This is a genomic window from uncultured Microbacterium sp. (genome assembly GCF_963528945.1).
Lineage (GTDB): Bacteria > Actinomycetota > Actinomycetes > Actinomycetales > Microbacteriaceae > Microbacterium.
The window spans coordinates 420,988-444,940 of sequence record NZ_CAURWX010000002.1 but is presented as its reverse complement, the minus strand read 5'-3'; the positions used below and the strand labels follow the sequence as shown (position 1 = coordinate 444,940).

The following is a 23,953-nucleotide window of genomic DNA, read 5'->3' as shown; positions in this document are numbered from 1 at the left end:
CCGCCGCACCACCTCAGGACCGCCGGACGTCGAGAGGCCCCGAAGCGTCGGATTCGACGTCTCCGGGGCCTCTCGTCCTGAGTTGTTGTCCGGGCCGGCTCGCAAGCCACCGGTCCAGTCGACCTAGAGCACCCCGCGGTCGCGCAGCTCGCGCCGAGTCAGGTGGTGCTCCTCGGCATCGGCGGCCGCACCACCGGGTGCCGTCACTCCGACCGACTCCGCGGCCCCGTCCGTCGCGCCCGGTCCCCGGGGGTCGTCGGCGTCGCTCGGCGCCTCGGCGTCACCCGCGCCGCCGGACTTCCGGGCCTGCCGTCGCTCCCTGGCGCCCTCGACGAGGTTGTACAGCGTCGGCAGCACGATGAGCGTCAGCACCGTCGACGAGACCAGTCCGCCGATCACGACGATGGCGAGCGGCTGCGAAATGAATCCGCCGTGGCCGGTGATGCCCAGCGCCATCGGTGTGAGGGCGAGGATCGTCGCGAGCGCCGTCATGAGGATGGGGCGCAGACGCTTCTCGCCACCGGCCATCACCGCCTCGGCCGTCGACAGTCCCTTCTCGCGGTACTGGTTGACGAGGTCGACGAGCACGATCGCGTTCGTCACGACGATGCCGATGAGCATCAGCACGCCGATGAGCGAGGCGACGCCGAGCGGCACCCCTGTGACGATCTGCAGCAGGATCGCCCCAGTCGCCGCGAACGGCACCGACACGAGCAGCAGCAGCGGCTGACGCAGCGACTTGAAGGTCGCGACCATGACCACGTACACGATGAGGATCGCGGCGAGCATCGCCAGGCCCAGCTGCGAGAACGAATCGGCCTGCTGCGAGGCGACGCCGCCCACCTCGGCGGTCGCGCCGGCGGGAAGGTCGACCGCGTCGAGGGCGGCGGCGACCGACACGGTGGCGACGGTCAGGTCGTCGGATGCGGGCGGCACCGTGACCGTCGAGGTGCGCTGTCCGCGCTCGGTGGTGATCGACGTGGGGCCGTTGCGCTCCTCGACGGTCGCGATGTCGCTCAGCGCGACGGGCCCGCGGGCGCTGGGGATCGTGAGGGCGCGGAGCGCGTCGAGCGTCGCCGGCGGTTCGGACGTCGCCATGTAGACGGTGAGCGAGGTGTCGTCGATCTCGACGGTGCCGAGCTCCTGCGGGCGCATGGTGTTCGACACGAGCGCTCCGACGGCGACCTCGGAGAGTCCGCGGGCGGCGGCCGCGTCGCGATCGACCACCACGGCGATGTACGGCAACGAGGCGGCGAGGTTGTCGGTGACCTGACCGATGCCCTCACGACCGTCGAGCTCGGCGACCACGGCATCCGTCGCGGTGGAGAGGTCGTCGGCGTTCGAGGCGGCGACCGTGATCTCGATGTCGCTCGATCCGAAGCCCGCCGACGATCCGACCGTGATCTCGCCGGCGTCGTCGAGGCCGTCGACCGCGTCCTGCACCTCGGCGCGGAGCTTCTCCTGGTCGGCGTTCTCGTCAGTGAGGATCGAGTACGTCACCCCTGCCCCGCCGCCCGAGAAGGCGTCGCGCACGGCAGATCCGCTCGACCCGATCGAGGCCTGCACGTGCTCGATGCCGTCGATGCCGTCGAGTGCGTCCTCGACCTGGAGCGCGGCCTCCGACTTGGTCTCGAGGCTGGCGGTGGGCCCGAGGTCCTGCGAGACGGTCATGGTGTTCTGACCGGAGTCTCCGAGGAAGTTCTGCTTCATCAGCGGGTAGGCCGCGAGCGTCGCTCCCAGCACCACCACCGCGAGGATGACGGTGACCCCGGAGTGCTTCAACGTCCAGCCGAGCACCGGACGATACGCCTTCTGCAGGCGCGTGGGCGGCGCTTCGGGCGACTCGGGGTCGATGGCCCAGCCGTCGGCGTCGAGCAGCGGCTTGCCGGGCTTGAGGAACCAGTACGCGAGCACCGGCACGATCGTGAGCGACACGAGCAGCGAGGCGATCATCGCGATCGACACCGTCATCGCGAAGGGCCGGAACAGCTCTCCCACCATGTCGCCGACGAAGACGATCGGCAGGAACACGGCGACGGTGGTGATGGTCGATGCCGTGACGGCCATCGCCACCTCGCGCACCGCGAGGCGGATGGCGTCGCCCTTGTCGGCATCGCCGACGTAGTGCCTCTTGATGTTCTCGATCACCACGATCGAGTCGTCGACGACGCGACCGATGGCGATCGTGAGCGCACCGAGCGTGAGGATGTTGAGGGAGTACCCGAAGGCCTGCAGCCCGATGAAGGTGATGAGTACCGAGGTGGGGATCGAGATCGCCGTGACCAGGGTCGAGCGCACCGACAGCAAGAAGACGAGGATGACCAGCACGGCCATGACGAGGCCGAGCAGGCCCTCAGTCGCGAGCGTCTCGATCGACTGCACGATGAACGGCGCCTGGTCGAAGATGACGGTGAACGTGGCGTCGGGGAAGGCGTCGCCGATCGTGTCGAGGGCGGCGATCACGCCGTTCGACACCTCGACGGTGTTGGCGGCGGGCAGCTTGGTGATCGAGATCGACAGGGCATCCTTTCCGTCGACGCGCGAGAGCGAGCTGACCGGGTCGGACTCCTGCACGACGGTCGCGACCTCGCCGATCGTCACGTCGGTGCCGACGAGCGGCAGTGCGGCGATCTCGTCGACCGAGGTGATCTTCGCGCCGGTCTGCACCGTGAGGGTGCGTCCGTCTTCGGTGATGTCACCGCCCGGGAAGAGCGTGCCGTTCTGCTCCAGTGCGTCGCTGATCGCCTGCGTGCTCTCCCCTGCCGCGGCGAGCTTCGCGACGTCGGGCGTGATGGTGACGCGCTGACCGACCCCGCCGACGATCTCGGCCGCGTTCACCCCGTCGACGTCTTCGAGTTCGGGGATGGCGACGTTCTCGAGCTCGGCCTGCGCGTTGTCGGCGTCGTCGAAGCCCGAGACGGCGACCTGGATGACCGGCAGATCGTTGATCGAGATGGCGAGCACCTGCGGGGTGACGTCGGCCGGGAGCGTCGACGAGATGCGGTTGATCGCCTGCTGGATCTTCTGCTCAGCGGTGGCGAGGTTCGTACCGTACGCGAACGACGCCTGCACGATCGACGCGTTCGTCGTGCTCGTGGCAGTGGTGGCGTCGAGGTCGGGCACGCCCTGGATCGCCGACTCGATCGGGGTCGACACGTCGTTCTCGACGACCTCGGGCGAGGCACCGGGGTAGGTGGTCATGACGACGAGCGCGGGGAGCTCGAGCGACGGGATGAGCTCCTGCTTGAGGTTGGTCAGCGCGAGTCCGCCGAACACCGCGGCGACGATCGTGATGAGAGCGATGAGCGCGCGGTTCTTCAGGCTCAGGACGGCGAGTTTCGACAAGGCTGTTCCTCAGGGTGCGGAGGGGACGGATGCAGCGGGGACGGGGGCGAGGATCCCGGTGAGCGCGTCGCGGATGACCTGCTCGTCGAGGGGTTCGTCGTGGATCTGGGCGTGCCAGACGAGGCCGTCGATGAAGACGGCGGCGGCTCGGGCGCGGGCTTCGCCGTGCACGGGGGTGAGGAAGCCGACGACCTCGTCGGACCAGCGGCGGGCCAGGTCGCGCACCCGCGGGTCGTGCACGGCGGCGGTGACGACGGCGCGCTCGGTCTCGATGGCGCGCGCATCGGCGAGGCTCGCGTGCAGCAGGCGCGCGATCGCCTCGGGCGTGGCACCGGCGGCCTCGACGGCGGCGCGCGTCTTCTCGACGTGCTCCTCGATCTCACGCACGAGTTCGCGCAGCGCCTCGTCGCGCAGGTCGTCGAGCGTGGCGAAGTACTGCGTCGTCGATCCGAGCGGCACCCCGGCGCGTGCGGCCACCTTGCGGTGGGTGAGCGCCTCCACGCCGGCCTCGACGATCAACTCGGCTGCCGCGCGTGTGATCTCGCGGCGGCGCGCCTCGGGGTCGCGGCGGCGGCGCTTCTCGGTCATCGATCCTCCCGGGACATCCGTACATGTACATTTGTACATTCCCCCGATGGGAGGAGCCTGAGAGCGCCGGCGCTCACCGCGCCAGCGTCCCCAGCGCGAGCCCGGCTCCGGCGGCCCCGAGTCCCAGCACCAGCATGCCGACGGCATGGAAGGCGGATGCCCGGCGGGCACCGTCGCGCCACAGAGCCACGGCATCGAGCATCGCCGTGCTGAACGTCGTGTAGCCGCCCAGCAGACCGGCACCCAGCAGGGTGAGCTGGGAGGGCAGCGCCGCGGTGACGATGCCGAGCGCGAACGACCCGGTGAGGTTGATGACGAGGATGCCCCACGGATACCGACGCTCGAGCATCCGCCCCACTCTGCGGTCCACCACGTAGCGCACAACGCTGCCGACACCTCCGGCGAGCGCGGCCCCCACGAACAGCAGCGGGGTCATGCCCCGGTCCCCGTCGCCCGATGCGGTCGCCCGATCCGCAGTCCGAGCACCGCCGCCGCGAGACCGAGCACGAGCGACGCCGCCGCATAGGCGAAGGCGACGGGTGGGGCCTCCGTCCAGAGCTCGAGCGTGCCCGTCATGAACGCGCTGTAGGTGGTGAAGCCGCCCAGCACGCCGGTCGCCAGGAACAGGCGCACGTCGGCGGTGGACGGAAACCGGGCGGCCACGATCCCGATCAGCAGCGCACCGACGACGTTCGCCGCGAAGATCGCCCACGGGAATCCGCGGTCCGGCAGCACGAGGCCGAGCCCCAGTCGCGCCGCCGTGCCGATCGTTCCGCCCGCCATCACGAGCAGCAGGCGGCGGAGGGTCATGGCACCACGCTACCCTCGCCTGCCAGGGTGCCGCGCCGATGTCAAGGCGCTGGGGCGCGGGCGCCGACGGGCGTTGACTGAGCAGCATGAAGCCGCTGTGGAAGACCGCCCCTCCCGCTCCGACCGGCACGGCCTTCGAACCCGGCTCCCGTCACGACGTGGTGGTCGTCGGCGCCGGACTCACCGGGCTCTCGACCGCGGTCATGCTCACCCGGGCAGGCCTCGACGTGGTGGTGCTCGAGGCCGGCGAGATCGCCCAGCTCGCCTCGGGCGGCAACACCGGCAAGCTGTCCCTGCTGCAGGGCCAGCGTCTCGCCGAGATCCGCCGCCACCACCCCGCGTCGCTCGTGCAGGCCTACGTCGACTCGAACCGCGCCGGCATGGACTGGCTCACCGCGTTCGCCGACGGAGCGAGCGTGCCCTATCTCCTGCGTACCGATCACTCGTACGCCCAGGGCCCCGACGGCATCGAGTCGGTGAACGCGCAGCACCGGGCGGCACGCGAGGCGGGACTGTCGACGCGACTGCTCGACCTCGACGAGCGCCGACGGATGCCCGTTCCGATGAGCGCCGCCGTCGCACTCGACCACCAGGTGACGATCGACCCGGAGCTGATCACGCAGGCACTCGCCGCGGAGTTCCTCGCCGGGGGCGGCACCCTGCACACGGGCATCCGCGTGACCGGTGCGCGCGTGCTGGGCGACCCGCACGTGCGCACGGCCCACGGTCCCGTGTTCGCCGAGCACATCGTGCTCGCGACCGGCAGCGCCATCCTCGACCGCGGCCTCTACTTCTCGAAGACCAGCGGCATGCGGTCGTACTGCGTCTCGTTCCGCGTGCCCGGCGAGGTCCCGACCGAGACGTTCCTGTCGGTCGACGGTCCGACGCGCTCGATCCGTCCGGTCTCGGTCGGCGACGGGCCGGCCGACGTGGCCCAGCTGATCGTCGGCGGCAACGGGCATCCCGTCGGCCGCTCCGACGGCGAGACCGCGGCGATCGACGACCTCGTGGCGTGGACGCAGGAGCACTTCCCCGGCGCCGTCGAGACCCACCGCTGGTCGGCGCAGGACTATCAGTCGCACAACCAGATCCCGTTCGTCGGGTCGCTGCCCCGTGGGCTCGGACGCATCCGCGTCGCCACGGGCTACGCGAAGTGGGGGTTGTCGAACGCCCCCGCCGCCGCCCTGCGGCTGACGTCCGAGATCCTCGGCGAGAAGTGGAGCGAGCGGCCGCGGTGGATGACGCGCATTGGAACCCGCCTGACGCAGCCCGCCGATCTCGCCCAGGGCGCGCAGGAGGGGCTGAAGGTCGGAGCAGCGGCGGCCAAGGGCTGGGTCGAGGCCGAGCGCACCGCGGTGCCCGTGCCGCGCCCGGCCGAGGGCGAGGGCGTCGTCGCGAACCGCGCCGGCCTGCCGGTCGGCGTCTCGACGGTGGGCGGCGTGACGCGCGCGGTCGACGCGGTGTGCCCGCACCTCGGCGGTGTGCTGACCTGGAACGACGCCGAGTGCAGCTGGGACTGCCCGCTGCACGCCTCCCGGTTCGCCCCCGACGGCACGCGCATCGAGGGCCCGGCGCTCAGCGACCTGAAGCCGCTCCCCCGCGAGCGCTCCCGCTGACCCGCGCTCCGCGCTCCCCGCGCGCACCCACCCCGCGCGCGCCCACCCCGCGCGAGGGGTCAAGACACGCCGTATCTCCTCCGCGACTCGCGGCGTGTCTCGACCCCTCACGGGGGCGGGCGGAGGGGGCCCGCGTCAATCGGCGTGCGGGGGCGGAGCATCCCACCCCTGCTGCGGGTTCTCGCAGTCCTCGCGGAACACGTACTGCGACACCAGCTTGCGCTGGCTGCTCGACCAGTCGATGGCCGGCCGGCGCTGCTCGGGCGGTAGGTAGCCGAGGCGGTAGACGGCCATGAGCTCGAGGTCGTCGGGCACGCGCAGCAGGTCGACGATCTCGTCCCACTTGCCCGGCACCTCCATGGGGAACGAGATGAACTGGATGCCCATACCCAGCTCGACCGTCGTGAGCCAGATGTTCTCCATCGCGGCCCCCATGCTGAACACCGAGTAGAACGACGAGAGCTGCCCCGGGCGGTACTCGCTGCGGTCGAGCATCACGCCCAGCAGCAGCGGAGAGCCGGCGACCAGCTTGCGGTTCTCGTCGCCGAGGGTCTTGGGCACACCGAACGTGTTCATCAGCTTCTGCCCGCGCTTGGTGAACACCTGACTCGTGAACGGCCGCAGCGCGGCGGGAAGCTTGTCGAACAGCATGCCGCTGCGCTTCTCGTCCATCTCGGCCTGACTGAACCGGAAGTACGGCTTGTAACGCTCGAAGAACGTGCCGTTCGACATCGCCTCGGTCATGCTCTCGCCCGAGATGCGCGAGATCTGCTCGATCGTGTCGCGGTTCTCGATCACGACGAAACGCCACGGCTGGCTGTTCAGCTGCGAGGGCGCACGGCCGGCGGCTTCGAGCAGGATGCGCTGATGCTCCTCCGAGACCGCGTCGGGAAGGAACCCGCCGTTGGTCGTCTTGCGGCGGCGGATGGCGTCGAGCAGTTCCATGCGGTCACTTCCGGTCGGGACGGTTCGCGCGCACGAGGCCCGCGACGATGAAGGGGGCGGCGGTGAGGGCGACGAGCGGATGCCGGATGCTGCGGGAGCCGAGGTACGGGATGGCCGCGAGCGGGGCGGCGGCGGGCAGCAGCACCAGGGCTGCGCGTCGGCTGGCTCGTCGAGGGTGGGCCCCGAGGAACCCCGCGGCGAGCGCGGATGCGGTGGTGGCGCACGTCGCGATGTAGAGGGCGTGGTGCAGCCAGCGGAAGTCGCGGGTGTCGATGACTCGGGCGGCGACCGCACTGCCGAGTGCGACGTTGGCGCCGTACGCGATGGTCGCGGCGAGGAACAGCGGCGCCGCGTTCGTGCGACGTCGTGCCCTCCACCTCATGTCCCGACTCTACGCCCGCGGTCGCGCGGCGGGTCGGCCCCTTGCCGGTGGCCGCGTCAGCGGGTACGGGCCAGCGGGTACGGGCACCAACGGGCACGGCATCCGCCGGTGCGTCCGAGCCGGGTGCCACGGGGTTCGGACGGTGAGGGTCGGCCGGTCCGCGCATCCGGCGACGAACGCGAAGCAGCCGGCAACGGCCCCGGGGTAACGGGTCCGTTGCCGGCTCGGCACTCACAGGTACGCGTCGGCGTACACGCGCAGCGCGTCTCGTACGAACTCCGCGCCTTCGGTACCGCCGCGCGATGTCGCGTAGTTCGCGCCGAGGCGCGGGTCGGCGACGTACATCTCGCCGAGACCGATGACGTACGCCTGCACGTCGCCGTTCGGTGCCGAGGCCGGCGTGCCCGGGATGCTCCGCAGCCACGCGACGTGGCGGCCGGCGAGCTCCTGGGCGGCGTCGGATGCGGGGTCGATGCCCTCGTCGGCGACGGCGGCCCAGTCGCGGGCGAGGTCGGAGGCCGTGCGCTGCCACTCGGCGCGCTCGGCATCCGTCATCCCCCGCCACCAGCGGTCGCCGTCGGCGTAGGCCTTCGCACCCCAGCGCTGTTCGACCTCGTGCTGGTGCACGGTGTGGTCGAAGCCGTCGAACATGTTCTCTGCCATGAGTTCTTCACCTCCTCTCAGGGCGGCGATGGTGGATTCGACCGACGAGATGCGTCGGGCGAGTCTGCTCTGCTCGTCGCGGAGCAGAGTCAGGTGGGTGGCGAGCGCGGATGCTTCGCGCTCGCGGTCGTCTGCGCCGTCACCGCTCGATCCCGCGAGCAGGTCGGCGATCTGCGGGAGCCCGAGCCCGAGCTCCCGCAGCAGCAGGATGCGCTGCAACCGGACCAGCGCGCGAGCGTCGTAGTGCCGGTAGCCGTTGGCGGCGATCCGCGTCGGGGGAAGCAGGCCGATGTCGTCGTAGTGCCGCAGGGTGCGGCTCGTGGTGCCGGCGAGCCGCGCGATCTCCTGGATCGACCAGTCGCGTGCGAGCATGCTCTCTCCTCTCCTCGCCCTCCGGGTGATGTTTCCACCGTAGAAGTTGACGTCGCGTCAAGGTCAAGCGATGCGCGAACGAGTTTCGCCGGCACCCTTGACAGCATCGAGATATATCGTGTTACGGTGTGCGGACACGATATATCTCGATCGTCCGAACGAGGAGAACAAGACATGACCGAGAAGTGGCTCATCGCCCCCGGCGAGGAACGCGTCATCGACATCGAGTCCGCGTCCCGCCTGAAGATCGGGCTCGTCGGCGGGCAGGTCGACGTCATCGCCCACGACGAGCCGGGCATCCGCATCGAGGTGCACGGCGTGACCGTCAAAGACCTCCGCATCGAATCGCACGGCGGTGAGATCGAGATCGACCACCCGCAGCTCGGATGGGACAACTTCCTTGAGGTCTTCCGCAACTTCGGTTCGGGCGGCCCGCGCGCCGAGGTGAGCGTCGCCGTTCCCCGCGGCATCGCCCTCAACCTGGGGGTGGTCAGCGCCGGCGCCCTGGTCTCGGGCATCCGCAACGATGCGCGTCTCAGCACCGTCTCGGGCGACCTCATCGTCGACACCCTCCTCGGCGACCTCACCGTCAACACCGTCTCGGGCGACGTGCAGGTGCGCGGTCTGAACGGCTCGATCAACGCCAACAGCGTCTCGGGCGACGTGGCGGTCACCGGAGTCGTCCGCAAGGCCACCGTCGACATCGTCTCGGGCACCACCACGGTCGACGCGGCGGGAGACGTCAACACGATCACCGTCAACTCGGTCTCGGGCGGCACCACCGTCCGCCTCGACGAGTCGCTCGCCGCGAACTACGTCATCCGTTCGCTCAGCGGCCGTCTGCTCATCGACGGCGTCGAGCGCAACACCTCCGGACCCAGCAACTACACCGGCACCACCGGCGAGTTGGCCGGTCGCTTCGTCGACCTCCGCGTGAACTCCGTCTCCGGCGGAGTGACGGTGCTGCGACGCACCCCCACCTCGACCGCCGACGACCCCGAATGGGAGGACGCATGAGTCCCGCCGTCTTCTCCCACGGAGACCTGCGGCTGTATCTGCTGTCGCTGCTGGCCGAGTCCCCGCAGCACGGGTACGGCATCATCCAGGCGCTCACCGACCGCACGGGCGGCACCTACACGCCGAGCGCCGGAACCATCTACCCGCGCCTCGGCAAGCTCGAGGAAGAGGGTCTCGTCACCAAGACCGTCGACGGCCGCACCACGATCTACGCGATCACCGACGCCGGACGTGCCGAGCTCGCCGCACGCGAGAGCGACCTCGCCGGCATCGAGTCGGGACTCGCCGACTCGGTGCGGCTGATCGCGAACGAGGTGCGACAGAGCGTGCAGGAGGCCATGAAGAGCCTGCGTGCCGACCTCGCCAGCGCAGCGCACGACGAGCGCACGGCGGCGCAGAGCCGGCCGCGCGGAGCATCCGACGACACACGCTCGACGAGTCGCGAGGAACTGCACCGGGCGGATGCCGTCGTGAACGCGTTCCGCGCCCGCATCCGCACCGATCTCCGCACGCATGTCGCGAAGGGCGGGGCACTCCCCGCCGCGGTCGTGACGGATCTCGAGAACGCGCTCGACGCCGCCGCCCGCGCCGTGACCGCGGCTCTCTCCCGCCCCCAGCCCTGACCCCTCTCCTCTCACTGCTCCCGTCGCAAAAAGTGTCGGCTGCCACCCCGGCGGCCGACACTTTTTGCGACGGGAGCGGCGGTCTTGAATAACGATTCAGGACCTGGACATCGGGCGGCACCCCGGGGGCGATACGGTCGAGCCATGCACCGCTCCTCGCGCTTCGCGCTCGCGTCTCTCACGGGCTTCGCCCTGCTCCTCGCCGGATGCTCCACCCCGGGATCCCCCGACGCCGCTTCGAGCTCGGCCCCCTCGACGCCGTCGGCTTCCGCTCCCGCTTCGTCGCCCTCGCCGAGCCCGACGCCCGCGAACCACACAATCGAGATCTCCGTCGACGGCGTCTCGGTCGACGGCGGCGCAGTCGCCCCGTACGACGACGCCGATGCCGTGGTGCAGGCGCTCACCGACGCACTGGGCGCGCCCACCGAGACGACGGTCGATGCACCGTATGGCGGGTCGTACCCGGCCTACGACTGGGAGGGTCTTCGCGCCACGGCTCGGGAGTCGCGCATCGACCTGCGCGCGACCGCGAACCAGGCCACGGCCTCGTTCATCGCCGTCGAGGGCGTGGGCATCGGATCGACCAGGACTGAGGCGATGGCGGCCGGGGCCGAAGACGAATGGGACGAGGACGGCGACGGCGTCGCCGACTACCTCAAGGTCGGAATGCGCGAGGTGCCCGGCACGACCTCGCTCGTCACCGGTCAGGTCGGTGTGGAGTACGTCTCGTTGACGATCACCGACGACGTCGTCACCGCCATCCTGAGCGGCGCAAACGACTTCTCCGACCTCTGACCCCTCCGCCGCCTGTTCCCGTCGCAATATCTGTCGGCTGCGAGCCCGCGGGGCGACAGATTTTGCGACGGGAGCACCGGCGAGAAGGGGGCGCGCGACGGTATACTTCTAGTATGACCACGACGATCAAGGTGAGCGATGAGCTCCGGGATCGGCTCAAGGAGCAAGCATCCCGAGACGGCCTCACGCTCGGGGCGCATCTGACCCACCTCGCCGACGCCGAAGACCGTCGTCGGCGACTCGCACACCTCCGCGCCGTGATTGCCGCGACGCCTTCGTCGGTGCGCAAGGGTCACGCGGATGAGGCCTCGGCGTGGGAGCGCACCGAGCTCGCCCCCCGGTCGTGAGTACGCCCGACCTCGCTCCGGGCACCATCGCCTGGGCCTCGCTGGAGCCCGTCCGCGGCCGGGAGCAGGGTGGCCACCGCCCCGTCCTCATCGTCGCCTCAGCCGGCTATCTCGACGCGGTCACGACCCTCGCCATCGTGTTGCCCATCACGACGACCGATCGCGGGTGGCCGAACCACATCCGCGTCGAAGGGCCCAGCGGTCTCGATCGAGACTCCTGGATCATGACCGAGCAGCCGCGCACTCTGACGCGCGACCGCCTCACCGGTGTCGCGGGCACCGTTAACCCGGGCTGCCTGTCGCGCGTGCGCACCTGGCTCGGCGACTTCCTCGACCTCTGAACGATCCGTCCATCGATTGCTCCCGTCGCAATATCTGTCGCCCCGCGGCCTCGCAGCCGACAGATTTTGCGACGGGAGTGGTCGAAAAGGGGCGCGGGTCACTCGGCCGATTCGGGCCAGATCTCCTTCTGCGAGTCGGGCACCAGGTCGCCGAGCGGGACGACGAGGATCGACCGGTGCTGCCGGTGGGCGAGGCGCGCCGCGACCGAGCCGGTGAAGAACTCCCGGATGCTCTCGCCCAACCCCCGCTTGCGGGTGCCGACCACGATGAGCTGGGCGTCGAGCTTGTGCGCCAGCTGCTTGATCGCGAGCGCCGGGTCGCCGACCAGCTGCCGCGCGGTCCAGGTGAGGCCCGAGGCGTCGAGGATGGGCGCCACCGCCTGCTGGACCGCCTCGAACTCGGCGATGCCCGCGTCGAAGTTGATGTCGATGGGCGCCGAGTGCACGTAGCCGTCTGGGTCCTCGTAGGTGACGAATCGCGTCACGTCGACGTGCGCCACGACGAGCGGCGAGCCGAGCAATCGCGCGTAGCGCACGGCCTCGTCGACGACGCGACGATCCTGCGAGGGCTGCACGCCGACGATCACTGCTTTCTGCAGCGCCGCGTTCTGTGCGGCTTCATCGGACGGAGTGGAGGTGCTGTCGGACATGAGATCGCTCCCTTCACCGGTCTGGCGGCGGCCAGAGGGTCTTACCCGCGTGCTATTCTGAATGCTACTCTTACCGGCCGCGAGCCGGTGTCGTGAATGACTCGGGCCATCGTTTGCCCGTAGCTGACTCGTGAGGGGGTCTCGCGCATGGGCCGTGGCCGTCAAAAGGCGAAGCACACAAAGATCGCCCGCGAACTCAAGGCGTACAGTCCGTCGGTGAACTATTCGGCGCTGGAACGCGAGCTCGCGACGTCGGGCGACTCCGAAGACGAGTACGTCGACAAGTGGGCGGATGACTACGCCGACGAAGACGAGGACGAACTAGAGAAGGCCTGACCGCCTCCTCCTGATCGACTTCTCCCCCGCGCAACCCGCGGGGGTTTCGTCGTCTCCGCGCAGCACCTGCCGGGGATGCGCATCACCCACCCGGGTGCCGGCACCTGCCCGCGACACCAGCACCCACCGGGGATCACCAGTGGCCGTGCCGCGCCTCCCATTCGTCTTCGATGGTGCGTCGGCGCCCCGCGACGAGTCCGGCGGGGATCGACACGACGAGCACGCCCATGACGACGATGAGCGGCACCTGCCACCCGCCCGTCGTGTCGTGCAGCAGCCCGACGAGGAGCGGGAACACGGCGGCGATCGCGTAACCGATGCTCTGCACGAACCCGCTCAGCGCGACGGCGCTCTCGGGCGTGCGCGCGCGGATGCTCAGCAGCACGAGGCTCAGCGGGAACAGTGCGGCCGAGAAGCCGTAGACGATCGCCCAGAGTGCGGGCGCGACAGTCGGCACGACCAGCAGTCCCCCGAGGCCGAGGAGACCGCAGACGATCGAGAACAGGAACAACGGACGCGTCGCCTGGAATCGCACCACGAGGATGGGCACGAGCAGCCCGCAGGGCAGCCCGGCGAGGGCGAACAGCGAGAGCAGGAAACCGGCGGTCGCCGGGCTCACGCCGGCCGTGTCGACGAGCACGCTCGGCAGCCAGGCGAACGCCACGTAGGCCATGGTCGACGACGTGCCGAAGACGAGCGCGAGAGCCCAGGCGAGCGGCAGCCGCCACAGTCGGCCGAACACCTTCGGGCTGGGCGACGCGACCGCGATCGGACCGGTCGCGGCGGCGACGGCATCCGTCAGGTCGTGGACCCCGTCTGTGGGATCGTCGGCCGGCGCGGTCCCCCCGGAGGCGGGAGCGGATGCCGCTCCTCGGCCGCGTTCGGCGACGAGCAGCGCGATCCAGGGCAGCAGCGCGAGCACCGCGAACACGCCCCACACCCCCAACGAGACCCGCCAGCCGAGCGAGTCGGCGATCGGCACGGCCACGAGCGGGGGCACGAACGTCGACACCGCCATCATCGTCGAGTAGAGCGTCATCATGACGCCGAGACGGTCGGGGAAGTACTTCTTCACGAGCGGCGGGAGCAGCACGTTCCCGGCGCCGACCCCGGCGAAGACGACGACGGTCGCGGCCAGCAGCGCGGTCGAGTCCCCCGCGAAGCCTCGCAGCAGCAGACCCAGCGAGACCAGGGCGAGTGCGATGACGGCGACCCGCTCGAGGCCGAGACGCCGCTCGACGAGCGGGGTCACGAGTCCGAACACCGCGAAGCACACCGGAGGCGCGGCGCCGATGAGCCCGACGACGACCGACGACACGGCGAAGTCCCGCGCGATGTGATCGATGACCGGCGAGAGGGAGGCGACCGCCGAGCGCAGCGAGAACGCCACGAGGACGATCCCGAGGAGCGCGAGCGCCCTCCCCTGCCACAACGGACGGGGCGCGTTCATCGCCGGCCCCACGACGAGCGCTGCGGGTCGACGCGCAGAGGAACCCCCATCAGGAGGTCTGCGAGCCCTCGACCCAGGCGAGGTACTCGTCGGAGACGGTGCCGGTGACGTAGCGCCCGTCGAAGCAGCTCATGTCGAGGTCGTCGATGGAGGAGCCATCGGTGATCGCGGCCTTGAGGTCGTCGACCTCCTGGTAGACCAGGTGGTCGCAGCCGAGCTCCTCGGCGATCTGCGGGATCGTGCGGCCGTGGGCGATGAGCTCCTGACGCGACGGCATGTTGATGCCGTACACGTGCGGGTGCCGCACCGGCGGGGCCGCCGAGGCGAACGTCACCGAGGTGGCCCCGGCATCGCGTGCCATCTGGATGATCTGCTTCGAGGTCGTGCCGCGCACGATCGAGTCGTCGATGAGCAGCACGTTCTTGCCCTGGAACTCGGTCGACATCGCGTTGAGCTTCTGGCGCACGCTCTTCTTGCGCACCGCCTGCCCCGGCATGATGAAGGTGCGGCCCACGTAGCGGTTCTTGTAGAAGCCCTCGCGGTACTCGATGCCGAGCTTGCGGGCGACCTCCATCGCCGCGGGGCGGGCGGAGTCGGGGATCGGCATGACGACGTCGATCTTGTCCATCGGCACGTGCTTCGCGATGGTGGCGGCGAGGCGCTCACCCATGCGCAGGCGCGACTCGTAGACCGAGATGCCGTTCATGACCGAGTCGGGGCGCGCGAGGTAGACGTACTCGAAGGCGCACGGCGAGAGCTGCACCTCGGCGGCGCACTGCTGGGTGTGCAGCTCGCCCTCGGTGGTGATGAACACGGCTTCGCCGGGCTCGACCTCGCGCACGACCTCGTAGTCGCCGTTCTCGAGCACGAGCGACTCGCTCGCGACGACCCATTCGTCCTTGCCCTCCGACCCGGCGACGGTCGACGGACGACGGCCGAGGATGAGGGGGCGGATGCCGAACGGGTCGCGGAACGCGAGCAGCCCGTACCCCGCGATGACGGCGATCACGGCGTAGGCGCCCTCGATGCGCTCGTGCGTGCGGGCGACCGCCTCGAACACGCGATCGGGGTCGAGGTCGACCGTCGAGGTGGTGTTCTGCAGCTCGCCGGCGAGCACGTTGAGCAAGAGCTCGGTGTCGCTGGAGGAGTTGAGGTGACGACGGTCGCGCTTCGCCATGTCGGCGGTCAGCTCACGCGTGTTGGTGAGGTTGCCGTTGTGGATGAGGATGATGCCGTATGGCGCGTTCACGTAGAACGGCTGCATCTCCTCCTCGCTCGACGCGGTGCCCTTGGTGGCGTAGCGCACGTGACCGAGCCCGACGTTGCCGAGCAGCGCGCGCATGTCGCGGGTGCGGAACGCCTCGCGCACCATGCCCTGGGCCTTGGCGTTGTGCATCACGCCGTTCGCCTCTGCCGTCGCGATGCCCGTGGCGTCCTGCCCGCGGTGCTGCAGCAGGAGGAGAGCGTCGTAGATGTCTTGATTGACCGGGGCCGTCCCGACCATTCCGACGATGCCGCACATAGGGGGTTACTTCGCTCCGTCCGCGTAGGCGCCCACGAGGCGCACCGCTCCGCCGTCGACGCCCTTGGCGCCCTGTTCGAATTCTCCTGCCGGGCGACCGCCCACGTGCACCGTGCCGACCTGCCACGCGGGCATGCCTTCGGCCGTCAGCGCGGCGAGCGCGGCATCCTTCGCCGTCTCCGACACGACGGCGAGGAACCCGATGCCGAGGTTCCAGGTGCCCTCGGCCGATTCGAGCGTCGAGCCGGCGATGTCGCTGAGCACGCGGAAGACCGGGCTCGGCGACCAGGTGCTGCGGTCGACCTCGGCCCAGCTGCCCTGCGGCAGCACGCGGGCGAGGTTCGCAGCGATGCCGCCCCCGGTGACGTGGCTCAGGGCGTGCACGGCGCCGGGGATCGCGTCGATCAGGCGCAGCAGCGGAAGGGTGTACAGGCGGGTCGGCTCGAGGAGCGCCTCGCCCCACGTGGTGCCGAGGTCTGCGGCGTTGTCGCCGTAGGAGATGCCGGCGCCGGTCACGATGTGGCGCACGAGCGAGAAGCCGTTCGAGTGCAGACCGCTCGACGCGATCGCGATGACGGCGTCACCGTCGGCCACCCGCTCGGCCCCGAGGATCGCGTCGGCCTCGACCACGCCGGTCGCCGCACCGGCGACGTCGTAGTCGCGCGGACCCAGCAGTCCGGGGTGCTCGGCGGTCTCGCCGCCCACGAGGGCGGTGCCGGTCGCGGCGCACGCCTCGGCGATTCCGCGGACGATGTCGGCGATGCGCTGGGGCACCACCTTGCCGCACGCGATGTAGTCGGTCATGAAGAGCGGCTTCGCGCCCACCACGACGATGTCGTCGACGACCATGCCGACCAGGTCCTGCCCGATCGTGTCGTGCTTGTCGATCGCCTGGGCGATCGCGACCTTGGTGCCGACGCCGTCGGTGCTCGTCGCGAGCAGCGGGCGTCGGTAGTCGCGCAGCGCCGCGGCGTCGAAGAGGCCGGCGAAACCGCCGACGCCTCCGAGGACCTCGGGGCCGTGCGTCGCCTTGACGGACGACTTCATCAGTTCGACGGCGAGGTCACCCGCAGCGGTGTCGACGCCGGCAGCGGAATAGGGATCGGTGGGGGAGGCAGCCACGCCATCAGCCTACCGCCCGTCGGACGCGTCGAGACGCCGCCCGAACGCATCCGCTCCCGTCGCACTTCCTGTCGGCCCGGGGGGTCGGATGCCGACAGAAAGTGCGACGGGAGCTGCGGATGCCGCGAGGTCAGGAACCGGTGACGTTGGTCCGGGCCTCGTCGGCGCTGTCCTTCACGGATCCGGCGGCCTGGGTCGCCTCGTCACGGACGTGCTCGGCCGCGCCGGTCGCCTCGTCCTTGACGGCGGCGAAGGCCTGCTGCGCGGGCTCCTTGAGGTCCTCGCCGAGCGACTTCGCGACCGACGTCGCCTCATCGACCAGGGGCTGCGCCTTGTCCTTGACCTCGGCCGCCAGCTCCTTCTCCTTCTCGGAGGCGGGGATGACGGCAGCGATGACGAGGCCGGCGGCGAAGGCCATCAGGCCCACCGCGAGCGGGTTGCCCTGCGCCTTCGACACGGTGCGGCCGCCCGCGCCGCCGACGGCGTCGGCGACCGACGAACCGGCGTGCGACACGGCGTCACCCGCATCCTCGGCAGCGCCCATCACGCGGTCGACGACCCCGCGCACGGCGCCCTTCATCTTCTGCGTCTGACGGTGCACGACCTTCGAGGGCGTGACCTTGTCGGCCAGGGCATCGACGTCCCTGCCGAACTCCGCCCGGGTCCTCTCGATGTCGGCGCGGATCGCGTCGGGTGAATCGCTCATCGGTTCTCCTCATTCCTCTTCACGGCGTCGGGGATGCGCTTGATCGAATCGACCGTGCGCGGCGCCCCTTCCACGCTCTTCAACTGCTTACGACCCGTCACGAACAGGACGGCGGCGATGATCGCCCAGATCACGGCGACGATGACGGCCGACCAGCCGAGGCCGGTCAGGTATCCGAGCGCCCACCAGAGGGCGACGGACAGGAAGAACACCGCCATCAGTGCGGCGTACCCGGCACCGCCGAGCATCCCGGCACCGCGGCCGGCGCGCGTGGCCGACTGCTTCAGCTCGGCCTTCGCCAGTTCCAGTTCCTGCCGCATCAGGGTCGACAGGTCGGACGTCACCTCGCTGAGCAGCTCGCCGAGCGACGTGGACTCGGCCTTCTGCTCGCTGGGTGTGGCACCGGCATCGGTCATGGTCGTCCCTCTTCCTGCGAACCGCGCGCGGCGTCGGTGCGGTCGAACAGCGGGGTGTCGGTGTCGGCGGCTTCGCCGTCGCGCGCGTCTCCCTCACCATCGACGCCCCAGGGCGCCGTACCGGTGTCGATGCCGCTCATGCCGTCGTGCGCACCGGGGATGCTCCCGTCGGTGGGCAGCGGCGGCTGACGGTGGGCCTCGGTGGCGGCGGATGCTCCGACCGACGTGTCGGCGGCGCCGAGCGTGCCCGCTCCACCGTCGGCGCTGGAGCCGAGTGCGGCATCCGCTCCGACCGCGGTGGCCTGACCGGAGATGCCCGCGCCTGCGGCCGTGCCGGCGTATCCGCCCGTGACGGGGCCGCCGGTGACGGGAACACCCGTGCCGTACTCCGGACCGGTGGTGGTGTTCTGCACCGAGCCCGACGTGCCGCTCGACCCCGAGGCGCCCTCGGTGAGGGCGCGGGTGAGACGTCCGGCCACGAGGCCGGCGAGCGCCGCCACGGCGATGAACGTGCCCGGCTTGCGACGGGCGTACGACTTGACCTCGCCGAGCAGCGAGCCCGGGTCGCGGTCGCCGATCCAGCCGGCGATGCCCTGGATGCGGGTGGATGCCTGGCGCACCAGGTCGGCGGCCACCCCACCCGCGGAATTCTGGGACATGCTCTCGAGCTCGCCGCCCACCGAACGGAGACCGTCGGCGACGCGACGCTGCTGCTGCGCGGCCTGGTCCTTCAGCTGAGCGGTGCTCTGGTGGTACAGATCGCGGATCTGATCCTTGGCCTCGTGGGCCACCGCGCCGGCTTCGGCCTTCGCCGTCTCGACGACTCCGACGGCCTCGTCCTTCGCGGTGCTCGCGACACCTGCGGCCTCGTGCGCGGCGGTCTGGACGGTGCCCGACGGCCCGGCCGAACCGCTGTTCACGGAGCCCTCTTCCTGACTGTGCGACATCGTGCTTCCTCTCGACTGCGACCGACGGTTCGTCGGCGTGAAGGAAGGTCTACGCCTCGACTCCGGAGGATTCGCCAGGGTTGACGCGGCTCTCCCCGGGGGCTACCGTGTCGCCCGCGTGAGGCGGGGGTGTTCGATCCCCGCGGAGGCCGATATCACGCGGTTCGCGGATTGTCATCGGGCACGACACGACGGCCGGTGGCCGCCCTACGATGGGGCCATGGCCGACAAGCCGCAGTGGCTGATCCGCGAAGACGCGAGCATCCCGGTGCTCGTCGCGCTCGTGCTGCGGCAGGCTCTCGGCATCCGTTCCCCGCTCGATCTGCCGGGTCTGCGCGATCTGCCGCTGCGTGCGGCGGATGCCCCCGACGCCGCCCCCGCGCTCGAGGGGCAGTGGCGCGACTACTGGGACATGACGGTCGAGCCCCGAGCGCATCGGTCGGAGGTTCCGCTCGAGCTGATCGAGGGGTTCGACACCCTCGTCGCCCTGCCCGCCTCCGGCGCCGAGGAGCTGGCCACGGCGGTCGGCCCGTTCGCGGCATCCGCCCTGCGCTACGCGCGCGCCGCGCACGATCGCTACCTCTCGTCGATGAAGAGCCACACCGGCGGCGACGCCTACCGCGCCTATGCCAGCGCGATCGCCGAGTTCGAGCGCGACATCGGTCGGCGAGCGCACTCGTTCGAGTTGAATGTGCAGGTGCTGCCCCTCACGCAGCGGGGCGTGTGGTGGATCGGCGATCTGACGGTCGCCGTCACCGACGGGCTGCGGCGGGACATCGTGGCCTTCGATGCCGCGATACGGCCGGTGATCGCCGAGCTGGCGTGACGGCGGGCGGTGTCAGCCCCGCGGGGTGGAGCCGCGGTTCGGGTCGGTGCGCGAATCGACATCGTGCGCCGGGGTCGACGCAGGGGCCGAGGGCGCCACGGCGTCGGGCAGCGTCGTCTGCGGAGCTTCGTCGCCCGGTTCGTCGACGGCGATGATCGTCTCGCGGTCGACGCGCACCACCCGGTCGTGGCGGCGCCCGGTGCGCTCCAGCACCAGGGCGACCACGCCACCGAGGGCGAGGCCGATCGGCACGGTCCAGAGCAGCAGGAACCCGAACACCTGGCTGGGCGGGTAGACGACGTCGAGGGCGTCGGACTCCTCGAAGCTGCCGGCGAAGGTCAGGATGGCGGCGACGATGATGCCGAGCACCACACCGAGGCCCATGAACACGCCGTACCGCGGCACGTGGCGCACGGTCGCTTCGACGGTCTGCGGGGTCTCGGAGGAGGACATGCCTCCATTCTCCCACCGTTCCCGGAGGCGAGGACGACGAAACCGCCCACCCGTCGCGGGAGGGCGGTTCCGTCGCGGGGTCAGACCTCCGTGGTCGCGGGCGCGTCCGACGCGGTGCGCGTGCGGCGGCCGACGAGCACGCCCCCCGCCCCGGCCAGCGCGACGATCACGAGGCCGCCGACGATCCACACCCACACGGGCACGCCCTGCTCCGCGACCGGCGCCTCGGCGGCGGTGACGGAGGCCGCGGCATCCGCCCCGTCGGTCGCCGGCTCGTCCTCGACGGGCGCGGCCACGCCGCAGTCCGCCCCGACCGGGATGACGGCCGAGACCGGATCGAGCTTCTCCCCCGCGCCGTAGGTGCCGAACGCGGTCGCGCCCGCCTCGGTCAGCGTCGCCGAGACGCCGTCGAGCGTCAGAACACCGTCGACCGGTGCCGAGTCGCCGAGGGGGAACTCCGCGAACCGCACGTCCTGCAGGTCGATCGCGTCGCCCGTCTGGGTCGTTCCGGCGACGTCGACGACGATGTAGCCGGTCGCTCCGACGAGCTCGACGCGGAAGTCGGACAGGGTCGTGTCGAGCGCCCCGTCGTGCCCGGTGAACTCGATCGTGCCGCCGAAGGCCACCAGCCCCGCGGCCGTCTCGTCGTCGAACGAGCCGGAGCCGTTCTCCCACACGAAGTCGGGGTACTGGTAGGCGACGTCGGTGAGCGTCCAGCCGCCCTGCGCGATGCCCTCGATGTACGTGCGGAACGACTCCTTGAACCCCCACTTCAACGAGGCCCCCTCGACGACGCACTGCCCGATCGCGACCGCTTCACGGGCGAGCGTGAACTCGAGGCCGCGAGTGACCGACCCCTGCAGCGTGAGGGTGTGCGCGCCGTCCTCGAGCGTCGCCGGCAACGTCCCGGTCCAGGTGGCGGCGCCGGAGGCATCGGCGTCGACCATGCCGAGCAGCACGGGCGTCGAGTAGACGACCACCCGGATGCCCTTCTCACCGGGCTGGAATCCGGATGCGGTGATCGTCGCCTGCTTCCCGGCCTGCAGGGCGGCGAGGTTCTCGTCGTCGATCTCGATGCCGCGCGACGCGGGCGGTGTCGCCGGCAGAGGCGTCTGCTTCTTCACCGCGGCGGCCGTGGCCACGGTGCCCGAGGCGCCGGCCGGAGCCGCCGCCGCGGAACCCACCGTGAACGACACGGGGTCGAGGGTCGTGGAGTACCCCTGGAACACCCGGTCGACGCCGGCCGCGGTGATCGATGCCGGCGCCGAGGTGTAGGTGACCGCCCCGTTCGCCGTGGTCTTCGCCGCTCGCGACAGGTCGAGCGTGGCGAAGGGCACCTGCGCTCCGCCACTGGTGACGAAGAGGGTGGCCGACGCCGCCGAGGTCATGCGGATCTGCGGGTCGGCGATGGTGACGTCGAGCACGCCGTTGTGGCCGGTGAAGCGCACCGATCCGACGTACGACACGGCGCCGAGGCCGGTCGCGGGGTCGTAGGTACTCCCGGCGGCCTGTCCGAACTGGAACTGTTCGCCGGAGCGGGTGGCGCCGCTGCCGACCTCGATGCCGCCCTTCGCGATGGGGCTGATGATGTACCGCTGGAAGGAGGTCGAGATCGCCCAGCGGAGCGAACCGCCCGGCACCGTGGCGACCGGGGCCGTCGGCGTCGTCCCGGGGTCGGTCGGGGGCGTCGTGGGGGGCGTCGTCGGCGGGGTCGTGGGCGGGGTGCCCGGCTCACCGAGCAGGGCGTTCCACTGCTCTTCGGTGATCGTCACCGTCGAGCGCGCGTAGATGGTCGACGGTGACGGCAGCGTGTGCTGCTTCCAGACGATCACCTCGTACGTTTTGGTGCGGTCGAGGGTGTTCGCCGCCGCAGTCAGGTCGACCGAGAGCGCGCCGAGCGACACGTTGCGGACGTGCTGCATGGCGAGGAACCCGCCCCCGGCCGTGATGTCGCCCTCGGTGCCCTTCTCGATCAGGGCGACGTAGGCGCCCGTCGAGGCGGCGTCGAGCCCGGTGGCGCGCGCCGTGACGGTCAGGCCCGCCGTCGCCGACGCCGACGCGACGGTGGTCGTCGCCGTCGGGCCGGATGCCGGCGGGAACACCGCATCCCACTGCACGTCCGAGACCGCGACGGTGCTGCGGGCGTAGATCGTGGCGGCGTTCGGGAGCGTGTGCTGCTGCCAGACGATCACCTCGTACGTCGTGCCGCGATCGAGCTTCGCGGCCGCCGCCGAGAGGTCGACGCTGAACGCACCCCCGGCGATGCCGCGCACGTACTGCATCGCGACGAATCCGCCGCCGGCGGTGACCTCGGCCTCCGTGCCCTTCTCGATCAGGGCGACGTATGCCCCGGTGGCCGCGCCCAGCTTCGAGCCGGCGGCCGTGATCGTGAGGCCGTCGGCCGTCGCGGTCTTCACGGTGCCGGTGAGGGTGGGCTTCACGGCGTAGGCGAGAGGGACGCTCTTCTCCTGTGCGGGGTTCACGACCCCGCCGGCCCCGTAGGTGTACACGCCGTACTGCCCGGGCGTGGCCGGGGTGTCCTTCAGCGTGAGGGTCGCGGTGAACGATCCGTCGGCCGCGATCGGAACCCACTGGGCGCGAATGGCGCTCTGGTACTGGGCCGGGACCTTCTCGAGCACGCTCTCCGCGAGCGCCCAGGCCTGCGTGCCCACGGAACGCGCGGAACCGGCGGCGCCGGCGGACGGCTGCCACGTGGCGGCGAAGTTGCCGAACACGACGTACGTGCCCTGCGGCAGATCGGCCGGGATCGGCACGCCGCGCCCGCCCACGTTCGCCGTCGGGTCGTATCCGCTGCCCCGCACGACGATGGTGTCGCCGGCCGTCAGGGCCGACGAGCCGACGGGCGTGGTGCCGTCGGCGAGGAAGACCGCCAGCGCCGGCGTGGCCGGAACAGGGGTGCCGGGATCGGTACCGGGATCGGTACCGGGGTCCGTACCGGGGTCCGTACCCGGGTCGGTACCGGGGTCGGTACCGGGGTCGGTGCCCGGGTCGGTGCCGGGGTCGGTGCCGGGGTCGGTGCCCGGCTCCTCGGTCTGCGGCGGGAACACGGCGTCCCACTGCGCGGCCGAGACCACCACGTCGCCGCGGGCGTAGATGGTCGCCTCGCTCGGGTTGGTGTGCTGCTGCCACACGATCACCTCGTACGACTTCGTGCGGTCGAGTCCGCCGGCGGCGGCGACGAGGTCGATCGCGAAGCCGCCGTCGGTGACCGTGCGCACGAACTGCATGGCGGCGAAACCGCCGCCCGCCGAGACCGCACCCTCCGACCCCTTCACGATCACCGCCGCGTACGCGCCCGTGGTGCCGTCGGGCAATCCGGATGCCGTGGTCTGCACGGTGAGCCCCGAGGCGCCCGCCGCGGTGACCGTGGTCGAGACGGCGGCGCTCGCGGCGAGCGCGGGTTGCGCGACGGTCAGGCCGGTGACGACGAGGAAGAGCGAGAGGAGAGCGGCGAACGACGCGCGGACGCGTCTGTTCGCTGAGCTTCGGGATGCTGTGGCGTTCACGTTTTCTCTCCGGACCCCGGGCACGCGAAAGGCACGCGCGCCGGCGGAGCCACTGTGCGATCGGGCGGGAGTATTTAGGTTAGGCTGCACTAAGCAACGGCCCTCCCTGAGCGTAGGCTGTGCGCGATGCGGGCGTCAAGTTTTAGGTTAGCCT

General features: G+C 70.9%; 24 protein-coding genes. 8 read left to right on the top strand and 16 right to left on the bottom strand.

Annotated elements, in window-relative coordinates; all coding sequences use genetic code 11:
* Nucleotides 1-123: 123 nt before the first annotated feature.
* The 4 genes from RWS82_RS09275 to RWS82_RS09260 form a co-directional block, all read right to left on the bottom strand.
* Nucleotides 124-3,345 carry an efflux RND transporter permease subunit gene (locus RWS82_RS09275; protein ID WP_314649195.1) on the bottom strand — a complete coding sequence of 1,074 codons (3,222 nt, stop codon included), beginning with the start codon at nt 3,343-3,345 and terminating at the stop codon, nt 124-126.
* A 9-nt stretch (nt 3,346-3,354) separates the two neighbouring features.
* A complete protein-coding gene (locus tag RWS82_RS09270; RefSeq protein ID WP_314649192.1) occupies nt 3,355-3,933 on the bottom strand; it encodes a TetR family transcriptional regulator in 579 nt (192 codons plus the stop codon).
* A gap of 73 nt (nt 3,934-4,006) precedes the next feature.
* A complete protein-coding gene (locus RWS82_RS09265; protein ID WP_314649189.1) occupies nt 4,007-4,369 on the bottom strand; it encodes a CrcB family protein in 363 nt (120 codons plus the stop codon).
* A complete protein-coding gene (locus RWS82_RS09260; RefSeq protein ID WP_314649187.1) occupies nt 4,366-4,743 on the bottom strand; it encodes a CrcB family protein in 378 nt (125 codons plus the stop codon). The genes RWS82_RS09265 and RWS82_RS09260 overlap by 4 nt, the downstream gene beginning before the upstream one ends.
* Nucleotides 4,744-4,829: 86 nt before the next feature.
* Between RWS82_RS09260 and RWS82_RS09255 the strand changes: the two genes are divergently transcribed.
* Nucleotides 4,830-6,359, top strand: coding sequence for an FAD-dependent oxidoreductase (locus tag RWS82_RS09255; protein WP_314649185.1), 1,530 nt, complete (start codon nt 4,830-4,832; stop codon nt 6,357-6,359).
* A gap of 135 nt (nt 6,360-6,494) precedes the next feature.
* Here the strand turns inward: RWS82_RS09255 and RWS82_RS09250 are convergent, their stop codons facing one another.
* From RWS82_RS09250 to RWS82_RS09240, 3 genes are all read right to left on the bottom strand, one after another.
* Nucleotides 6,495-7,304: a nitroreductase family protein gene (locus tag RWS82_RS09250; RefSeq protein WP_314649183.1), complete on the bottom strand. Its 810-nt coding sequence runs from the start codon at nt 7,302-7,304 to the stop codon at nt 6,495-6,497.
* Between the two features lie 4 nt (nt 7,305-7,308).
* Nucleotides 7,309-7,686, bottom strand: a complete 378-nt coding sequence (locus RWS82_RS09245) for a hypothetical protein (protein WP_314649181.1) — start codon at nt 7,684-7,686, stop codon at nt 7,309-7,311.
* A 231-nt stretch (nt 7,687-7,917) separates the two neighbouring features.
* Nucleotides 7,918-8,721 carry a MerR family transcriptional regulator gene (locus RWS82_RS09240; RefSeq protein ID WP_314649179.1) on the bottom strand — a complete coding sequence of 268 codons (804 nt, stop codon included), beginning with the start codon at nt 8,719-8,721 and terminating at the stop codon, nt 7,918-7,920.
* 174 nt (nt 8,722-8,895) lie between these two features.
* Here RWS82_RS09240 and RWS82_RS09235 point away from each other — a divergent pair, with 174 nt between their 5' ends.
* The 5 genes from RWS82_RS09235 (at nt 8,896) to RWS82_RS09215 (ending at nt 11,844) form a co-directional block, all read left to right on the top strand.
* Nucleotides 8,896-9,738, top strand: a complete 843-nt coding sequence (locus RWS82_RS09235) for a DUF4097 family beta strand repeat-containing protein (RefSeq protein WP_314649176.1) — start codon at nt 8,896-8,898, stop codon at nt 9,736-9,738.
* Nucleotides 9,735-10,361: a PadR family transcriptional regulator gene (locus tag RWS82_RS09230; RefSeq protein WP_314649173.1), complete on the top strand. Its 627-nt coding sequence runs from the start codon at nt 9,735-9,737 to the stop codon at nt 10,359-10,361. The genes RWS82_RS09235 and RWS82_RS09230 overlap by 4 nt, the downstream gene beginning before the upstream one ends.
* Before the next feature lie 144 nt (nt 10,362-10,505).
* Nucleotides 10,506-11,156: a hypothetical protein gene (locus tag RWS82_RS09225; RefSeq protein WP_314649171.1), complete on the top strand. Its 651-nt coding sequence runs from the start codon at nt 10,506-10,508 to the stop codon at nt 11,154-11,156.
* 113 nt (nt 11,157-11,269) lie between these two features.
* On the top strand, nt 11,270-11,503 hold the full coding sequence (locus RWS82_RS09220; RefSeq protein ID WP_314649168.1) for a hypothetical protein: 234 nt from the start codon (nt 11,270-11,272) through the stop codon (nt 11,501-11,503).
* Nucleotides 11,500-11,844, top strand: coding sequence for a type II toxin-antitoxin system PemK/MazF family toxin (locus RWS82_RS09215; RefSeq protein ID WP_314649166.1), 345 nt, complete (start codon nt 11,500-11,502; stop codon nt 11,842-11,844). Before RWS82_RS09220 ends, RWS82_RS09215 begins: the two co-directional genes overlap by 4 nt.
* Before the next feature lie 98 nt (nt 11,845-11,942).
* On the opposite strand, the gene RWS82_RS09210 is transcribed toward RWS82_RS09215, so the two are convergent.
* Nucleotides 11,943-12,494, bottom strand: coding sequence for a universal stress protein (locus tag RWS82_RS09210; protein ID WP_314649163.1), 552 nt, complete (start codon nt 12,492-12,494; stop codon nt 11,943-11,945).
* Nucleotides 12,495-12,641: 147 nt separating this feature from the next.
* Between RWS82_RS09210 and RWS82_RS09205 the strand changes: the two genes are divergently transcribed.
* A complete protein-coding gene (locus RWS82_RS09205) occupies nt 12,642-12,830 on the top strand; it encodes a DUF3073 domain-containing protein (protein WP_314649160.1) in 189 nt (62 codons plus the stop codon).
* Between the two features lie 133 nt (nt 12,831-12,963).
* On the opposite strand, the gene RWS82_RS09200 is transcribed toward RWS82_RS09205, so the two are convergent.
* The 6 genes from RWS82_RS09200 to RWS82_RS09175 all read right to left on the bottom strand — a co-directional run bounded on the left by RWS82_RS09200 (nt 12,964) and on the right by RWS82_RS09175 (nt 18,993).
* The gene (locus RWS82_RS09200; RefSeq protein ID WP_314649158.1) at nt 12,964-14,280 is read right to left on the bottom strand and encodes an MFS transporter; all 1,317 of its coding nucleotides are present in this window, start codon (nt 14,278-14,280) and stop codon (nt 12,964-12,966) included.
* 49 nt (nt 14,281-14,329) lie between these two features.
* Complete coding sequence (purF, locus tag RWS82_RS09195) at nt 14,330-15,802, bottom strand: amidophosphoribosyltransferase (protein ID WP_314649156.1); 1,473 nt, start codon at nt 15,800-15,802, stop codon at nt 14,330-14,332.
* Between the two features lie 6 nt (nt 15,803-15,808).
* The gene (gene purM / locus RWS82_RS09190; protein WP_314649153.1) at nt 15,809-16,924 is read right to left on the bottom strand and encodes a phosphoribosylformylglycinamidine cyclo-ligase; all 1,116 of its coding nucleotides are present in this window, start codon (nt 16,922-16,924) and stop codon (nt 15,809-15,811) included.
* A 130-nt stretch (nt 16,925-17,054) separates the two neighbouring features.
* Nucleotides 17,055-17,630, bottom strand: coding sequence for a DUF3618 domain-containing protein (locus RWS82_RS09185; protein ID WP_314649151.1), 576 nt, complete (start codon nt 17,628-17,630; stop codon nt 17,055-17,057).
* Nucleotides 17,627-18,046 (bottom strand): phage holin family protein, encoded by a 420-nt coding sequence (locus RWS82_RS09180; protein WP_314649149.1) that lies wholly within the window; start codon nt 18,044-18,046, stop codon nt 17,627-17,629. Before RWS82_RS09180 ends, RWS82_RS09185 begins: the two co-directional genes overlap by 4 nt.
* The gene (locus RWS82_RS09175; RefSeq protein WP_314649147.1) at nt 18,043-18,993 is read right to left on the bottom strand and encodes a hypothetical protein; all 951 of its coding nucleotides are present in this window, start codon (nt 18,991-18,993) and stop codon (nt 18,043-18,045) included. Before RWS82_RS09175 ends, RWS82_RS09180 begins: the two co-directional genes overlap by 4 nt.
* Nucleotides 18,994-19,213: 220 nt before the next feature.
* On the opposite strand from RWS82_RS09175, the gene RWS82_RS09170 reads away from it, so the two are divergent.
* Nucleotides 19,214-19,819: a zinc-binding alcohol dehydrogenase gene (locus RWS82_RS09170; protein ID WP_314649144.1), complete on the top strand. Its 606-nt coding sequence runs from the start codon at nt 19,214-19,216 to the stop codon at nt 19,817-19,819.
* Nucleotides 19,820-19,831: 12 nt separating this feature from the next.
* Here RWS82_RS09170 and RWS82_RS09165 read toward each other — a convergent pair whose 3' ends face one another.
* Together RWS82_RS09165 and RWS82_RS09160 are read right to left on the bottom strand one after the other, a co-directional pair.
* Nucleotides 19,832-20,272 carry a potassium transporter Trk gene (locus RWS82_RS09165; protein ID WP_314649142.1) on the bottom strand — a complete coding sequence of 147 codons (441 nt, stop codon included), beginning with the start codon at nt 20,270-20,272 and terminating at the stop codon, nt 19,832-19,834.
* Between the two features lie 80 nt (nt 20,273-20,352).
* Nucleotides 20,353-23,799, bottom strand: coding sequence for an HtaA domain-containing protein (locus tag RWS82_RS09160; protein ID WP_314649139.1), 3,447 nt, complete (start codon nt 23,797-23,799; stop codon nt 20,353-20,355).
* Between the last annotated feature and the right edge of the window lie 154 nt (nt 23,800-23,953).

Excerpts from the sequence above, each read along its gene's own strand:
- RWS82_RS09270 (WP_314649192.1), bottom strand. The coding sequence starts at position 3,933 with ATGACCGAGAAGCGCCGCCGCCGCGACCCCGAGGCGCGCCGCCGCGAG.
- RWS82_RS09265 (WP_314649189.1), bottom strand. The coding sequence starts at position 4,369 with ATGACCCCGCTGCTGTTCGTGGGGGCCGCGCTCGCCGGAGGTGTCGGC.
- RWS82_RS09260 (WP_314649187.1), bottom strand. The coding sequence starts at position 4,743 with ATGACCCTCCGCCGCCTGCTGCTCGTGATGGCGGGCGGAACGATCGGC.
- RWS82_RS09255 (WP_314649185.1), top strand. The coding sequence starts at position 4,830 with ATGAAGCCGCTGTGGAAGACCGCCCCTCCCGCTCCGACCGGCACGGCC.
- RWS82_RS09250 (WP_314649183.1), bottom strand. The coding sequence starts at position 7,304 with ATGGAACTGCTCGACGCCATCCGCCGCCGCAAGACGACCAACGGCGGG.
- RWS82_RS09245 (WP_314649181.1), bottom strand. The coding sequence starts at position 7,686 with ATGAGGTGGAGGGCACGACGTCGCACGAACGCGGCGCCGCTGTTCCTC.
- RWS82_RS09240 (WP_314649179.1), bottom strand. The coding sequence starts at position 8,721 with ATGCTCGCACGCGACTGGTCGATCCAGGAGATCGCGCGGCTCGCCGGC.
- RWS82_RS09235 (WP_314649176.1), top strand. The coding sequence starts at position 8,896 with ATGACCGAGAAGTGGCTCATCGCCCCCGGCGAGGAACGCGTCATCGAC.
- RWS82_RS09230 (WP_314649173.1), top strand. The coding sequence starts at position 9,735 with ATGAGTCCCGCCGTCTTCTCCCACGGAGACCTGCGGCTGTATCTGCTG.
- RWS82_RS09225 (WP_314649171.1), top strand. The coding sequence starts at position 10,506 with ATGCACCGCTCCTCGCGCTTCGCGCTCGCGTCTCTCACGGGCTTCGCC.
- RWS82_RS09220 (WP_314649168.1), top strand. The coding sequence starts at position 11,270 with ATGACCACGACGATCAAGGTGAGCGATGAGCTCCGGGATCGGCTCAAG.
- RWS82_RS09210 (WP_314649163.1), bottom strand. The coding sequence starts at position 12,494 with ATGTCCGACAGCACCTCCACTCCGTCCGATGAAGCCGCACAGAACGCG.
- RWS82_RS09205 (WP_314649160.1), top strand. The coding sequence starts at position 12,642 with ATGGGCCGTGGCCGTCAAAAGGCGAAGCACACAAAGATCGCCCGCGAA.
- RWS82_RS09200 (WP_314649158.1), bottom strand. The coding sequence starts at position 14,280 with ATGAACGCGCCCCGTCCGTTGTGGCAGGGGAGGGCGCTCGCGCTCCTC.
- purF (WP_314649156.1), bottom strand. The coding sequence starts at position 15,802 with ATGTGCGGCATCGTCGGAATGGTCGGGACGGCCCCGGTCAATCAAGAC.
- RWS82_RS09185 (WP_314649151.1), bottom strand. The coding sequence starts at position 17,630 with ATGAGCGATTCACCCGACGCGATCCGCGCCGACATCGAGAGGACCCGG.
- RWS82_RS09180 (WP_314649149.1), bottom strand. The coding sequence starts at position 18,046 with ATGACCGATGCCGGTGCCACACCCAGCGAGCAGAAGGCCGAGTCCACG.
- RWS82_RS09175 (WP_314649147.1), bottom strand. The coding sequence starts at position 18,993 with ATGTCGCACAGTCAGGAAGAGGGCTCCGTGAACAGCGGTTCGGCCGGG.
- RWS82_RS09170 (WP_314649144.1), top strand. The coding sequence starts at position 19,214 with ATGGCCGACAAGCCGCAGTGGCTGATCCGCGAAGACGCGAGCATCCCG.
- RWS82_RS09165 (WP_314649142.1), bottom strand. The coding sequence starts at position 20,272 with ATGTCCTCCTCCGAGACCCCGCAGACCGTCGAAGCGACCGTGCGCCAC.